We start from the raw sequence: 14,141 nt of genomic DNA, 5'->3' as shown, positions 1-14,141 counted from the left end.
AGCGCCCGCGCCGTTGCTTCCTCCTGCCCTGGGGGATGGTGGTTCGGCAGGCGGAACGGTGGAGGGCTCGGGCCCCCGGCCGGGTGCACGCTTTCAACCCGTGGGACGAGGCACCCGCTACAGCCGCGACACCGAGGCGTAGCCGCTGAAGAGCTCGCTGGCGAATCTCGCGCGCTCACCGCCCTCGGCCCGGCGGATGTAGTCGTTCAACACGCGCCCGCCCTGCTCGCGCTTGCCCGGGAAGCGCAGGTTCATCCGCGCGCGCTTCACCCCACTGCCCCCTCGGTGAACGAAGACCACCGTGCCGTCGCGCTCAACCGACTCGATGACGCCCACGTGCGTGAGCCCGTCGTTGCGCTGCCCGTCCCGGTTGCGGTCATAGGTTTCGCGGAAGAAGACGATGTCCCCGGGCTTCGGCGCGCGCTTGTGCAGGGCGCCCGCGCGCTGAGCGCGCCGGTGGATGGCGCTCACCGCGTTCTCCCCGGGCAGCGTGCCGTGGGAGAGCAGCTCGATGCCCACGGCCTGGTAGGCGGCGCGCACCAGCCCGGAGCAATCGTCCGGGACGCGGTACGCGGACAGCGAGGCGCCCACGAGCTTCCCGGCGCGGGTGGCCACACGGCGTCCCTTGGGCGGAGGAGCCGCGGGCCGCTTCTTCTTGGCGGGCGTGGCCTTCACCACGGGCTTCGTGGGGGCACGGGTGCGCGAGGGTGTGGAGGTGGAGGCCGTGGCCTTCTTCGACTTCGCCGCGGGCTTCACCGGTCCACGAGGTGCGGCCACGGCCGGAGCCGAGCCGAGCACCGCGAGCATCAATGGCAGCAGGAGCTTGCGAAGCATCATGCGGGCAGACGAGCGTACCGCCCGGCGCATTCACTCGCGAGGCGCCAGGACTCCGCCCACATCCGCCTGCCTGTTCACCAGACTACGGCTCGCGGGTGGGTGCGTGAGCGTGGGCGTGAGTGGACCCGACACACGAAAGACAGAAGGCGGCGACTGTTGACATGACTTTAGAAGTAGGGTTTTCCTAGGGATATTCGACTGTGGGAGCCAACCGATGCACGTACCCTCTCAGGTGGTTAGATATGATGGGCGCGCTGGAGGACCGCCCATGGGAGCAGCCGTGTTCAGCCCCGATGTCATCGTTCGTGCGAACGATCGCCCCGATGTCCGTCTCGCCGTCGAGGTCACGGTGGGTCAGGTCGACCTGGACAAAGCCGCACGACAACTCCGGGACTACATGAGCGCAGTGGCCTGTCCGCTCGGATTGCTGGTCACTCCCAGGAAGACCCACGTCTACCAGGAGACCTGGTCCGACAACCCGGACTCCATCCGGGAGCTCGCGGTTGTGGAGACTCCTGTGCTCATTGGGACTCGTGGCATCAGCGAGAACGAAGTGGAGTTGGAGGGAGCCGTGAGGCGGTGGCTCGAAACCATGGTGCGGCACCCGGGCCTTCCACGGCACCGCGTGGGCGAGATGGCTCGGGTCGAGGACCATCTCCTCCCGGCCATGGTGGATGCCGAAGTGACGGTGACCGGCTTCCGATGAGGCACCTCCTCGTCGAAAGCAACTGGGTCTACTCGAGTTGCTCGCCTGAGCATCTTCGGGAACCAGCAGCCACCCGCCTTCTCCAGAAGGCACGAAATGGCGAGTTGCGGCTCCACCTCCCCGCCATCTGTCTGCGAGAGGGAGCGGACGCCATCCTGAGGAAGTGCCAACCCCGAATCCCCGTGGAGATGAAGAAGTTCCTGCGGACCGCCCGCCTCGGGGACAGGCTACCGGCTGAACACGCCGAGCTCGTCACCCAGGCACTCGAACTCTATGGAGCGATCGTCAGCCATGAACTCCGTAAGCTCCATGACACATTGGAGGCAGTACGGAATGCTCCCGGGGTAGAGGCCTTCGCGCTATCCGAGGACATGCTCGAGTGCGCCATCCAGCTGAGAGCCACGGGTCCCAGCGGACTGAAACCCTTCGACGAAGCCATCCTGGCCGCAGTCCTGGTCAAGGCTCGTACACTGCGCGAGCTGCATGGCGGAGACCCGAATTTCGAGCTGTCCTTTTGTACTCTCGATGGAGATCTCCAACCCTGGACAAAGGAGCGCTCCAGATTGGAACCCCTCGCATCCCTCTATGAACAGGCGGGTCTGAGAGTGTACGGCGATTTCGCCGTGGCTGGAGGACCCTGAAGCATCATCCAGCCACTTCGAAACGCTACGTGCGCAGCTTGCCCAGCAGCCAGCCGCCGCCCACCAGGCCCAGCACCGTGCCCAGTGACTTCGCCGGACTGCGCAGCAGCCGCGACTCCATCACGTCCACCCGGTCCGCCATCAACAGCAGCATCACGTGCCGCACCCGGTTCTCCGGAATCGCATACGCCACCCGCCGCAGCACCCCGCTCAGTCCCTTCGGCGGCGCCGCCGTGCCGAACGCCGGCGTCAGCTCGTCCAGCTCCGCCCTCTTGAGCACCGGGAAGTCCGGCGGCGGCTGGCGCTCCGGCCTCTCCCAATGCGCTCCCCCGCGCCGCTCCGGCTTCAACAACATGGGCACTCCGGGCCGGCTCCCCGGGTCTCCGTCCACGCCCCAGCCCGGAATGTCCGCGTGCACCTGCTCGGCCGTCGTCATCTCTTGCTCAGCCATCCCGTGTCTCCTCACGCATGCCCGTGCGGCAACAGCACGCACTTGATGCACCCATCCCGCTTCTTCTCGAAGAGCTCGTACGCCCGCGGAAGCTCCGCCAGCGGGAACCGGTGCGTGATGATTCCCTTCGCGTCGATGCGCCCCGCCCGGATGTGCTCCAGCAGGTGCGGCATGTAGCGCTTCACGTTGCACTGGCCCATCCGCAGCGTCAGTCCCTTGTTCATCGCCGTGCCGATCGCCACCATGTTCCACGGCGGCCCGTACACTCCGATGATGGACACCGTCCCGCCCTTGCGCGCCGACTGAATCGCCCAGTTGATGGCCGTGGGCGAGCCCGCCTCCAGCTTCAGCTTCACCCCCAGGATGCTGTGCATCGCCGAGCCCTCCGCCTCCAGGCCCACCGCGTCGATGCACACGTCCGGCCCTCGCCCCTTCGTCAGCTCCTTCAAGGTGGCGACGATGTTCTCCTCGTCCTTGAAGTTGAGCGTCTCCACCTGCGCGTACTCGCGCGCGAACTCCAGCCGGTACTCCAGGCTGTCCACCGCGATGACCCGGCCCGCTCCCAAGAGCCACGCCGACTTCATGGCGAACATGCCCACCGGGCCCGCGCCGAACACCACCACCGTGTCCCCCGGCTGGATGTTGCCCATCTCCGCCCCCTGGTAGCCCGTGGGCAGGATGTCACTGAGGAAGAGCACCTCCTCCTCGTCCATGTCGTCCGGAATCTTCATGGGCCCCACGTCCGCGAAGGGCACGCGCACGTACTGCGCCTGGCCTCCCTCGTAGCCGCCCGTGGTGTGCGAATACCCATACACCCCCGAGGCCATCTCGCTGTTGGGGTTGGTGTTCTCGCAGCACGCCGTCAGCCCTCGCTGGCAGTAGAAGCACGTGCCACACGAGATGTTGAAGGGCACCACCACCCGGTCCCCCGGCTTGAGCGTGCGCACCGAGGTGCCCACCTCCTCCACCACGCCGGCGAACTCGTGGCCGAACGTGCACCCCACGCGCGTGTCCGTGATGAAGCCGTGCAGCAGGTGCAGGTCCGAGCCGCAGATGGCCGAGCGCGTCACCCGGATGATGGCGTCGTTGGGGTGGAGGATGACCGGGTCCGGCTTCGTCCCCACCGCCACGCGGTAGGGCCCTTCGTAGATCATGGCTTGCATTGTCCGCTTCCCTCCCGTCGCCGTCCCTCAGCCCACGGCGATGCACCGGACAAGCTACGCACCCCCCCCGCGAGTGAGCGCCCGGGTGCGATCGCGCCCCGCAGCCCGCTCCGTCCCAGCAACGGCCACCAGAGGGCTCCCCTGCCCGGCCGCCCGCTTGCGCGCCGCGGCGCTGGCACGCAGGGAAGCTCCATCCGTTCAATGATTCGCTCCGGCGCCTGGGAATGGCTGTTCCCGGGAAGAGCCCGGGCCGTACAATCGGAACCTGGAGAGCCACCACGTGTTGCCCTACTTCCCCTTCGAGCAGGACAGCTACGCGATGACGCTCGGCGTGCGCGCGCTGCGGCCCGGTGAGTCCCTCATCGAGGTCGACGAGCCACACTACGCCCGGGAGCTCGCGCTCAAACAGGCCCACCTCTCCGCCAACCTCCGCGCCCGCTTCCAGGCCTTGCCCGGCACCGAGCCCCAGCAATGGGAGACGGTGACGGAGCTGCTGCCCCTCATGGCGCGCCAGCTCCCCCAGTACTTCGCCCTGGAGGTGGAGGGCGGACGCTGGCACTGGCGCAACCTCCTGCTCGGCACCGAGACGCGCTTCGTCCCGGGGGACGCGAGCAGCCTGCCGCTCGCCCCGCTGGACTGGCTGGGCCGCCAGGTGCAAGAGGACCTGTTGCTCATGGACGGCACGCGCGAGGGCCTGCCCATGATGGCCGGGCAGCTGTGCTTCCCCTCCATGTGGAGCCTGGACGAGAAGATGGGGCGCTCGCTGCTCGACATCCACGCGCCGGTGCCGGGCTTCGGCGAGAAGCTGGGCACGGCCACCACGCGGCTGATGGAGGGCCTCAAGCCCGGGCGCACCGTCACCCGCTGCAACTGGGCCATCACCGTCACGGACCGGATGGACCTCGAGCCCTGGAGCTTCCCCGAGTGGCGGCACCTCTTCGAGGGCATCACCGCGGCCAACGCGGGGGAGCGGTGCTTCCTACGGCTGGAGCGGCAGACGCTCTCGTTGATGCCGCGCACGGGCGCCATCCTCTTCACCATCCACACCTACCAGGCCCCGGTGGCCACCGAGGTGGAGGACCCCGCGCGCCGCCGCCGGCTCGCCAACGTGCTGCGCACCGTGCCCGCCGACACGAGCACCTACAAGCGGCTCACCCCGTTCCTCGCGCCGCTCCTGGCCTGGCTCGACGCCGAGCCCGTTCCCCGCGCCGTCAACTCCTGACGGTGGCGCGCGGACAAGGCTTTCCGTCGCGCCGTAGACGAGCGAATACTCCGGCATCCTGCTCGAAGGAGCGCCATGAGACGGACGACGGGCCTGCTTCCCCTGTGCCTCACGCTGTGGCTCGCGGCCCCCGCCCTCGCCAGGGACCTGGTGGAGCTGCCCGCGGGCCGGGTCTACTCGGTGAAGGTGGACGCGGACGTGCGGACGCTGTGGATCGCCCTCGCCGCGCCCCCGGGCGGCACCCTGGAGGGACTGGACGTCGGCCAGAAGCCCATCGACGTGGGGCTCGGGGACTGGCACGACAACTCGCTGCGCGAGGCCTTCACCGCCACCCTCTCCGAGTCCGCTCCGGGGCAGCACCCCGGCATCTCGCTGAAGGTCGAGCTCGCGAAGCTGCCACAGCCCGGCACCTATGACGTGCAGCTCTCCCTGCGGCAGGGGCAGGAGCAGCAATTCCTCAAGCTCCAGGTGCTCGTCCCCGAGGCCAGGCTCCGAGCTCAGGCCACGCCGCTGGTGGAGCGGGTCATCGGCCTGTTCAACGGCCGCGAGGACACTCCGGGCCTCTTCACGCTCTCGGAGACCAGCGGGCGCTCGCGCGTGACGAACCTCTCCATCCAGCCCGTCACCGCGGCCACCTCGGGAGACACCACGATCACCGGGAACCTGCGCTTCGACACGGTCCCCGGCACGCCGCTCGTCCCGGTGGTCATCCCGCCGGGAGGCTCCGCCGACATCCCCTACAAGGCGAGCGGGGACTTCCCGGTGGGCACCGCGAAGGGCACCGTGGAGCTGCTCTCGCCCCAACTCCAGACGCCGCTCACCGTCACGTACGAGGTGCGCACCCGCAGGACGGTGCTCTGGGTTCCCCTCCTGCTCGTGCTGGGCCTGCTGACGGGCTACCTGCTGCGCACCTGGCTCAAGTACCAGGTGGAGCTGAACGAGAAGCGCGTGGCCGCGGAGGCGCTCCGGTTGAAGCTCGAGGAGGAGCGGCGCCTGCGGCCGGATCCGCTCTACCTCGCGTCGCTGGCGGAGGTGGACGCGCCGCTCGCGCAATTGCAGACGCTGGACGTGAAGGGCCTCTCCGAGCAGCTCCCCCAGGTGGAGCAGCGGTTCGAGGCGGCCCGCGCGGAGTTCGACAAGCGGCAGACCGAGGCACAGGTCCGGCTCGCCGAGGCGGAACAGCTCCTCTCCGTCGCCTGGTCGCTCCCGGCCTCCACCCAGGAAGCGATGGGAAAGGCGCGCGAGGCACTCGGCGCCAGCCGGAAGCTGCTCGAGTCCAACTCCGTGGCGGTGGCGGATCAGCAGCTCAAGAGCCAGCTCGCGTCGCTCGCCCAGGAGCTCCGGGAGAAGCTCCGGACCTGGCGGGGCGCCGTGGACACCCAGCTCGCGCGCTTCGATGATGCGCCGTTGCCACTGCGGGAGGAGGACCAGAAGACCCTCTCCACGCAGATAGAACACCTCCACGACGCCTTGAGGCAGATTCCCCTGGACGCGGCCCAGCTCGAGCTGCGTGCCGTGCTCTCGGGTGCCCACGATGCGCGCACGATGCTGATCAACACCGAGCCGCAGCTCCGTGCCCAGCTGCTGCGGATCCTCTACGGCGTGCGGGACGTGTTCGACGCGGGAGGCGTGCCCCTGGGTGGCCTGGAGCAGGAGCTCCAGGAGTGGTCCCGCCCGCGCAACGGCACGGTGGAGGACGAGCTGGCGTGGCTCATCGATCGAAGCCGCCCCCTGGAGCGGGTTTTGAAGCAGGTGACGGTGGCGCGGCTCGGAGGCACACCGGATGAGGCGACGCGGGAGCTCATCGACCAGCGGCGCTACGTGGACCTCGCGGCCCTGGTGGTCCAACGCCAGCAGGCGGAGGCCCCGCGCGGCTCGCCGATCCTCGAGTCCTTCAGCGAGCCGTTCAGCGCCCCGCACGACACGCCACCGCCCGCCGCCGGGATGGCCCTTCCCACCGTCCCCGCCATCCCGCTGGTGAGATTCCCGGAGTCCCCGCGTGGATTGCTCGGTGCGCTCCCCGAGGCCCTGAGCCGCCTGCTCGAGCGGGTCCGGCAACCGGCGGCCCCCGTGTCCCCGGCCGTCGGCCATGCGCTGGCCTTCAAGGCGCTGCTGCGGGCCAGGGCCGCGCGGACGTTCATCGCGGGCATCGGCATCCTCGCGGTGGGCTCCTTCCTGTTCGCCGAGAAGTTCACCGGCACCGCCCAGGACATGGCCGCGGTGTTCGTCTGGGGATTCACCATCGACGTCAGCGTGGATGCCCTGGTGGACGTCCTGTCCAAGGGGCTCAAGCAGGCGTAGGACGGAGCGCTGTCCTCAATAACAGACGCCAATCGGGATGTACTTGCACATGCCATCCGTCCCGCAGGTGTCCGTGGTGCACGCCTTCCCGTCATCGCACCGGCTGTTGTCCACGGCATCGTTGGGACACGTGGTACTCGTGCCCGTGCACTTCTCCGCGACATCACAGTTCCCCCGCACCGCGCGGCAGACGTAACCCGAGGGATGGAGGCTGTTCGCCGGGCATACCGGGTTCACCCCATCACACGTCTCTGCCGGATCGCAGGCGCCCGCCGAGGCATTGCACACCGTCCCCGCCGCCACCTTCCAGTCCCCGGGGCACGCGGCTCCCTGGCCATCGCACCGCTCCTCGACATCACACACGCCCCGTGAGGGCCGGCAGACGATGTCGTTGCCGATGCGCTTGTCCGCCGGGCACACGCCCGCGGTGCACACCTCCTCCTGATCGCACACGCCCGCCGCCGCGCGGCACGTCCGGCCCTGGCAATCCGGGTCCGCGCAGTCCACGAGCCCATCGCAATCGTCGTCCTTCCCGTCCCCACACGTCAGCTCGGTGGCGCCTCCCGGGCAGGCACAGCTCGCGCCCGAGCACACCTTCCCGTTGGCCCCGCATGTCTTCGCCCCGCAGTCCGGGTCCGCGCAATCCACGAGCCCATCACAGTCATTGTCCTGCCCGTCGGTGCACCGGCTCTCGGACTGCTCCGTCTTCGCACAGACACACGTGCCCGTCGCCGTGTCACACCGGGGCGTGGGGCCCCCGCACTGCGCATCCCCCACGCAGCTCACACAGGTGCGCCGGGCCGCATCACACAGCCCGGAGCAGCTCTCACAGGCCGCGCCTCCCTTGCCACAGGACGCGTTCGCCGTGCCCGGCACACACGTATTCCCCTGGCAGCAGCCGTCCGCACAGGACCTCGCATCACAGACGCACTGGTCCCCCACGCACCGCTGCCCCTGCCCGCACGTCTCGCACGCGCCCCACGTCCCGTCCGCTCCGCACGTCTGCACTCCCGCGCACCCTTCCTCGCACGAGCGCTTCGCCCCCACCGTGCATGTCTCCTCCCGCGGCTCTTCGGCGCACACGCCGTCGACGCACCGCATGCCCCAGGGGCACTCCCAACCCTGCTCGGGTGCGCACCGCAACTCCGCGGGCTCCACCGGCCCGCAGCCCATGACCATCCCCATCCACCACACGCAGCACAGCAGCCACTGCGCGCCCACCCCTGCTCCCACGCCTCGACCCATGACGATGACTCCCCCAACCCTGGCACCACGCCAGCGAATGTTTCGGAGAGCCGCTCGAAGCAACCGCCCTGCCAACGCCTTCCTCCGAGGAGAGACGCGCTCCTTGCCCCCTCTTCGCCCATCCTCCGCGAGAGATGCTCATCCCGCTGGAGCGACAGCCCACGGGTCACCGGCTCGCCGCCATCGTCCGCCTCCTGGATTGTCCGCGGGGAGCCATCCCCCACGTGACTTTTCCAGTCTAGCCACCGGTGTGACATTTCAGGTAGGGTAGGGTCTCCTGGCCTGATGGGGCAACCAGCCAGGGCAACCGGCCGCCGGGGCCACGAGCCACGAGCCGCCCGCATGGGAGACATGGGAATGAGGAACGGACTGGAAGGGGATGGCGGAGAGACGAAGGCACACCACCGCCCTGGCATGTTCATGGGCACCTGGGCCCGCGCGATGGCGGCGCTCACGGGGAGCGCCGTGATGCTCTGGCCTCCTCCCCCCGAGCCCTCCGAGCCGAAGCACGCGCCCACCGTCGCCGCGGCGGCCCTCCTGGAGCCCGTCACGCGGGCCGGCCCGGAGTACGAGGCTCCGATGCTTATCGGCTGCCCGCTGCTGGAGACTCCGCCCATCCAGGGACAGCGGAAGCCGCCGTGCAAGGCGCCCGCGGTGGAGTTCCGGGGGCATTGCTGGGTACGGCTCCAGCACGAGTGGCCCTGCCCCCGGGGCACGGCGGTGCACGAGGGCAGGTGCTACACGCCCCTGAGCGAGAGGACACCCGGACCGGGCGCGCTCAGCCCCCGCGAGAGGCCGAGGACTTCCTCTCGTGGGCCCCGTGGCTGAGCTCCAGGCCCACGGCCACGCCCATCGGAACCAGCAGGAACAGGTGGATCATCACGCCACCTTCCGGCAGGGACAGCTCGAGCCCCGGCGCCAGTCCCAACAGGAGCGCGCCAAGTCCCGCCCAGAAGGAGCCACGTCCCGACATCATGACGTGGCCCCCGAAGGCCCCCAGCACCGCGCCCAGGGGCGGTGCCAGCAGGAGGCTCGCCATGCTCGGGAACCCCATGCCCGGCCTCCGGGTTCCCATGCTCGACTTCCTCCGGCTCAGACAATGGCGGCGAGCGGCTCGAGCCCGGCGTCGAGCACCTCGCGCAGCCGCCTCAGGCCCCGCTCCAGCTGCGCGCGCGTGCGCGGGGCGCCGATGCACACCCGCACCGCCGCCGGCACCGGCCCCGTCCCCGCGGTGAACAGCTCCGCCGACGACACCGACACCCCGCTGCGCCGCGCCTGCGCCACGAACTCCTCGCTGCGCCGGCCCTCCGGCAATCCCAGCCACAAATGGTAGAGCGGTGCCAGCGCCGCCCTCGGCAGCTCGCGCCCGAGCAGCCCCCGCGCCAACGCCAGCCGCTCGCCCACTTCCTGCCGCTGGCGCACCACCAGCTCGTCCGCCGTCCCGTCCTCCACCCAGCGCGCCAGCACCTCCGCCATCAGCGGCGTCGTCATCAGCGAGGCCAGCCCCACCTCCTCGGCCAGCCGCTCGCCCCGCGCCCGGGCCGGCGCCACCAGGTAGCCAATCCGCAGCCCCGGCGTGAGCAGCTTGGACACCCCGGCGATGAAGTAGCTCGACTCCGGCAGGAAGCTCGCCAGCGGTGGCGGCCGCGACTCCGGCAGCAGCCCGTACGCGTCGTCCTCCAGCACCAGCACCCCGTACTTGCGCGCCACCTCCGCGATTTTCCGCCGCCGCTCCTCCGGCTGCACCGCGCCCGTCGGGTTGTGGCATGTGGGCTGGGTGTAGAGCAGCTTCACCCCCACCCGGCACGCCGCCTCGAAGGCCTCGGGCACCAGGCCGTGCGCGTCCAGGGCCACCCCCTGCAGCCGCAACTGGAAGCGCCGTGCCAGCACCTTGATGCCCGGGTAGGTGAGCGCCTCGGTGGCGAGCGTGTCTCCCGGCCGGGTGAGCGCCGCCAGCGCCACCTCCATGGCATGGTGCCCTCCCGCGCACACCACCACCTGCTCCGGCTTCGCCCGCAGCCCGAAGCGCGAGGCCCACGCCGCTCCGGCGACGCGGTGCGCCGTGGTGCCCGCGGCCGGCTGGTACCCCAGCAGCTCCGATAGCCGCGGCGTCCGTCCCAGTTCCTCCAGCGAGCGGCGCAGCGCCTGGCTGGCCGGGTCTCCCTCCGGTGTCGCCGGGGCGTTGATGCCCAGCTCCACGGGCGAGTCGTCATGCGCCAGGTCCACCGGCGAGGGCATGTGCGCGGGCACCTCCCGGTCCCTCACGTACGTGCCGCGCCCCACCTCGCCACTCACCAGGCCGCGCTTCTCGGCCTCGGCGTACGCACGCGTCACCGTGCCCACGGTGACCCCCACACGCTCGGCCAGCTCCCGGTGCGTGGGCAGCCGCATCCCCGGACCCAGACGCCCCGCGTCAATGTCCTCCGAGAGAGCGTCCGCGATGGCCCGGTACAGGGGGCCATTGCGTCCTCGAAGCTCCGGCATCCAACTTGTCATGGTGACAATCGATACACTTGACGGAATAGGGCCGCCAACGTAACTGATTGTCTCGATTCTACCCTGGATTGTCACGACTTTACGGGGTGGAAGCGCGAACGAGGAGTCGAGCATGTTGCCCATCGAGGTCCAACGCGCCCCCACCCTGAAGCCCAAGCCCGCGTCCGAGGGGCTCGGTTTCGGCAAGTACTTCACCGACCACATGTTCCGGATGGACTACGCGCCAGAGCGCGGGTGGCACCAGGCGCGGATTCTCCCGCACGGGCCGCTGGGGTTGGACCCGGGCGCGGCGGTGCTGCACTACGCGCAGGCGGTGTTCGACGGCTCGAAGGTGTTCCGGGGCAAGGACGGGCAGCTGCGCGCCTTCCGCATCATGGACCACTGCAAGCGCCTGTACACGAGCGCCGAGCGGCTGGCCATGGCGCCGGTGCCGCCGGAGCTGGCGCGCGAGGCGATTGAAACGCTGGTGAAGCTGGAGGCGGACTGGGTGCCGGGCGCGCCGGGCACGGCGCTGTACGTGCGGCCGACGGTGATCGCCTCGGAGGCGTTCCTCGGGGTGAGGCCGGCGGACAAGTACATCTTCTTCATCATCCTGAGCCCGGTGGGCAGCTACTTCTCCGGAGGCGCCGAGCCGGTGCGCATCTGGGTGGAGCAGCAGCACACGCGCGCGGCCAAGGGCGGCCTGGGCGGCGCGAAGGCGGCGGCCAACTACGCGGCGGGCCTGCAGGCGTCGATGGAGGCCAAGAAGCGGGGCTACGCGCAGGTGCTGTGGCTGGACGCGGCCGAGCACCGGTACATCGAGGAGGTGGGCACGATGAACCTCTTCGTGCGCATCGGGGATGAGGTCATCACCCCGCCGCTGGATGGCACGTTCCTGCCCGGCATCACCCGCGAGAGCGCGCTGACGCTGCTGCGCGACTGGGGCATGAAGGTGAGCGAGCGCAAGCTGTCGGTGGACGAGCTGCGCGAGGCGCACAAGAAGGGCGAGCTGCGCGAGGTGTTCGGCACGGGCACGGCGGCGGTGATTTCGCCGGTGGGCGCGCTGGGCTTCCGCGAGGGCCAGCTGGTGATCGGCGACGGCAAGGTGGGCGAGGTGTCCCAGCGCCTGTACGACACGCTCACGGGCATCCAGTACGGCACGCATCCGGACCGCCACGGTTGGATGACGCTCATCAAGTAGTCCAGGCCGTGCGGTAGTAACGTGAGGACCCGGGGAGGCGAGAGCCCCCGGGTCCCGCGCCGGGCAGCAGGGTGGAGACCCCCACGTGAGAGGTCACCGATGCAGCCGAGGAATCCCGAGTACGCCCAGCAGGTCGCGGAGCTCTTCCGCCAGGCGGCGTTCGTCATGGACGTGGGCTACGAGCTGGTGAGCATCACGCCGGGACGGGTGGCGACACGGCTGGCGGTGAAGCCGAGGCACCTGCAGCAGGACAGTGTCATCCACATGGGCGTGCAGGCGACGATGGCGGACCACACCGCGGGCGCGGCGGCGGGCTCGCTGATCGCCGCGGACCAGCTGGTGCTGACCACGGGCTTCACCATGAACCTGCTGCAGGCGGCGGTGGGCGAGGAGCTGCGGTGCCGGGCCCAGGTGCTGCGCGCGGGGCGCACGCTGTCGGTGGTGGAGTCCGAGGTATTCGCGGTGGCCCGGGGCGAGGAGACGCTCGTGTCGAAGGCCACGGTGACGCTGGCGGTGCTGCCGCGCAAGCGCTGAGGTCCGGGCACGGTGCTCACGAACTTGTCCAACAGTCGGACAAGTCTGGAACGAGTGCCACCGGAGGACGGGCCGTGCGTGTTCTGCTATGGCGCGGCCATGAACACGGATGTGCTGCTGGAGACGCGCGGGCCGGTGGGCCTGGTGACGCTCAACCGCCCCAAGGCGCTCAACGCGCTCGACCTGGGGATGATTCGCGCGCTGCACCCGGCGCTCGAGGCGTGGGCGAAGGACAGCCAGGTGAAGGCCGTCGTCATCCGCGGCGCCGGGGGCCGGGCCTTCTGCGCGGGCGGTGACGTGCGCGCCGTGGCGCTGTCGCTGGGTACGCCCGCTCCCGAGGGACAGGAAGCGCTCTCGCGCGCCTTCTTCCTCGAGGAGTACCGGCTCAACCACCTCATCCACCATTACCCCAAGCCGTACATCGCGCTCGTGGACGGCATCAGCATGGGCGGAGGGCTGGGGCTGTCCGTGCACGGCTCGCACCGTGTCGTCACCGAGCGGCTGGTGCTGGCCATGCCGGAGACGGCGATCGGCCTGTTCCCCGATGTGGGCGGTGGCTGGTTCCTCCCGCGCTTCCCGGGCGAGTCGGGCACGTACCTGGGACTCACGGGCAACCGGTGCAACGCCGCGGATGCGATGTGGCTCGGGTACGGGACGCAGCACGTGACACACGACAAGCTGGAGGCCGTGGTCGAGGCGCTCGCGGCGGCGGACTGGAGCACGAGCGAGGCGCGCCAGGTGGCCACGCGGGTGCTGAATGGCTTCGCGTCCGAGCCGGGGCCTTCGACCCTGGGCGCGCACGCGGAGGTCATCGACCGGTGCTTCGCGAAGGACAGCGTGGAGGAGATCCTCGCGGCACTGGAGGCCGAGGGCACGCCGTGGGCCCAGGAGACGCGGGCCACGCTGGGGCGCATGTCGCCCACGAGCCTGAAGGTGACACTGCGTCAACTGAGGCTGTGCCGGGGCAAGCCGTACGACGAAGTCGTCACCGTGGAGTACCGGCTGAGCCAGCACGTCACGGCGCTGCCGGACTTCCGCGAGGGCATCCGCGCGGTGCTCGTGGACAAGGACAACAAGCCCACGTGGAACCCGTCCACGCTCGCCGGGGTGCGCGAGTCCGACGTGGAGGCGTGCTTCGCGCCGCTCGGCGCGCGGGACCTCGTCCTTTCCTGAGTCCAGCGGGAAGGTCCGCGAACGAGTGCCCCTGAGCACATTCCGTGAACGAGTGCCCCTGAGCACATGAGCTGACCCTCGCGGCCATTTCCCCTCGCCCTCCGGGAGAGGGACGGGGTGAGGGTGCCACGCATCCCGGGTTGAACCCTCTGTCCACACTGAGGCCCACGGGTTGAAGAACGGGCCCGGATA

At 70.0% G+C, this 14,141-nt stretch carries 14 protein-coding genes; 8 read left to right on the top strand and 6 right to left on the bottom strand.

Translation table 11 applies throughout. The features are described 5' to 3' along the window. Positions 1 to 117: 117 nt before the first annotated feature. A complete protein-coding gene (locus Q664_RS11350) occupies positions 118 to 837 on the bottom strand; it encodes a CHAP domain-containing protein (RefSeq protein ID WP_235216656.1) in 720 nt (239 codons plus the stop codon). A gap of 268 nt (positions 838 to 1,105) precedes the next feature. Here Q664_RS11350 and Q664_RS11345 point away from each other — a divergent pair, with 268 nt between their 5' ends. Both Q664_RS11345 and Q664_RS57585 read left to right on the top strand, forming a co-directional pair. Beyond that, positions 1,106 to 1,543, top strand: coding sequence for a hypothetical protein (locus Q664_RS11345; protein WP_043393465.1), 438 nt, complete (start codon positions 1,106 to 1,108; stop codon positions 1,541 to 1,543). A 188-nt stretch (positions 1,544 to 1,731) separates the two neighbouring features. Continuing rightward, positions 1,732 to 2,184: a hypothetical protein gene (locus Q664_RS57585; protein ID WP_152622036.1), complete on the top strand. Its 453-nt coding sequence runs from the start codon at positions 1,732 to 1,734 to the stop codon at positions 2,182 to 2,184. Between the two features lie 25 nt (positions 2,185 to 2,209). Here the strand turns inward: Q664_RS57585 and Q664_RS11335 are convergent, their stop codons facing one another. After that, positions 2,210 to 2,635, bottom strand: a complete 426-nt coding sequence (locus tag Q664_RS11335) for a hypothetical protein (protein WP_052517960.1) — start codon at positions 2,633 to 2,635, stop codon at positions 2,210 to 2,212. 11 nt (positions 2,636 to 2,646) lie between these two features. After that, positions 2,647 to 3,798: a zinc-dependent alcohol dehydrogenase gene (locus tag Q664_RS11330; RefSeq protein ID WP_043393460.1), complete on the bottom strand. Its 1,152-nt coding sequence runs from the start codon at positions 3,796 to 3,798 to the stop codon at positions 2,647 to 2,649. Between the two features lie 280 nt (positions 3,799 to 4,078). On the opposite strand from Q664_RS11330, the gene Q664_RS11325 reads away from it, so the two are divergent. Together Q664_RS11325 and Q664_RS11320 are read left to right on the top strand one after the other, a co-directional pair. Next, positions 4,079 to 5,020 (top strand): heme-dependent oxidative N-demethylase family protein, encoded by a 942-nt coding sequence (locus Q664_RS11325; protein WP_043393458.1) that lies wholly within the window; start codon positions 4,079 to 4,081, stop codon positions 5,018 to 5,020. Positions 5,021 to 5,095: 75 nt separating this feature from the next. Next, positions 5,096 to 7,321 carry a coiled-coil domain-containing protein gene (locus tag Q664_RS11320; protein ID WP_043393454.1) on the top strand — a complete coding sequence of 742 codons (2,226 nt, stop codon included), beginning with the start codon at positions 5,096 to 5,098 and terminating at the stop codon, positions 7,319 to 7,321. Between the two features lie 15 nt (positions 7,322 to 7,336). Here Q664_RS11320 and Q664_RS11315 read toward each other — a convergent pair whose 3' ends face one another. After that, positions 7,337 to 8,566: a hypothetical protein gene (locus Q664_RS11315; RefSeq protein WP_152622035.1), complete on the bottom strand. Its 1,230-nt coding sequence runs from the start codon at positions 8,564 to 8,566 to the stop codon at positions 7,337 to 7,339. Positions 8,567 to 8,923: 357 nt separating this feature from the next. Here Q664_RS11315 and Q664_RS51930 point away from each other — a divergent pair, with 357 nt between their 5' ends. After that, positions 8,924 to 9,394: a hypothetical protein gene (locus Q664_RS51930; protein WP_152622034.1), complete on the top strand. Its 471-nt coding sequence runs from the start codon at positions 8,924 to 8,926 to the stop codon at positions 9,392 to 9,394. Here the strand turns inward: Q664_RS51930 and Q664_RS11305 are convergent. Together Q664_RS11305 and Q664_RS11300 are read right to left on the bottom strand one after the other, a co-directional pair. After that, complete coding sequence (locus tag Q664_RS11305; RefSeq protein WP_152622033.1) at positions 9,345 to 9,641, bottom strand: hypothetical protein; 297 nt, start codon at positions 9,639 to 9,641, stop codon at positions 9,345 to 9,347. The two genes, Q664_RS51930 and Q664_RS11305, sit on opposite strands and share 50 nt — an antisense overlap. A 17-nt stretch (positions 9,642 to 9,658) precedes the next feature. Then, positions 9,659 to 11,050 carry an aminotransferase-like domain-containing protein gene (locus Q664_RS11300; protein WP_235216655.1) on the bottom strand — a complete coding sequence of 464 codons (1,392 nt, stop codon included), beginning with the start codon at positions 11,048 to 11,050 and terminating at the stop codon, positions 9,659 to 9,661. A 124-nt stretch (positions 11,051 to 11,174) separates the two neighbouring features. Here Q664_RS11300 and Q664_RS11295 point away from each other — a divergent pair, with 124 nt between their 5' ends. The 3 genes from Q664_RS11295 to Q664_RS11285 all read left to right on the top strand — a co-directional run bounded on the left by Q664_RS11295 (position 11,175) and on the right by Q664_RS11285 (position 13,949). Further along, complete coding sequence (locus Q664_RS11295) at positions 11,175 to 12,242, top strand: branched-chain amino acid aminotransferase (RefSeq protein WP_200883688.1); 1,068 nt, start codon at positions 11,175 to 11,177, stop codon at positions 12,240 to 12,242. 99 nt (positions 12,243 to 12,341) lie between these two features. Next, complete coding sequence (locus tag Q664_RS11290) at positions 12,342 to 12,776, top strand: PaaI family thioesterase (protein ID WP_043393443.1); 435 nt, start codon at positions 12,342 to 12,344, stop codon at positions 12,774 to 12,776. A gap of 99 nt (positions 12,777 to 12,875) precedes the next feature. Next, positions 12,876 to 13,949 carry an enoyl-CoA hydratase/isomerase family protein gene (locus Q664_RS11285; RefSeq protein ID WP_043393484.1) on the top strand — a complete coding sequence of 358 codons (1,074 nt, stop codon included), beginning with the start codon at positions 12,876 to 12,878 and terminating at the stop codon, positions 13,947 to 13,949. Positions 13,950 to 14,141 lie beyond the last annotated feature (192 nt).

This window comes from Archangium violaceum Cb vi76, assembly GCF_000733295.1.
Taxonomy (GTDB): domain Bacteria; phylum Myxococcota; class Myxococcia; order Myxococcales; family Myxococcaceae; genus Archangium; species Archangium violaceum.
The sequence above is the reverse complement of the archived record's forward strand: the minus strand, read 5'-3'. Positions and strand labels throughout refer to the sequence as shown.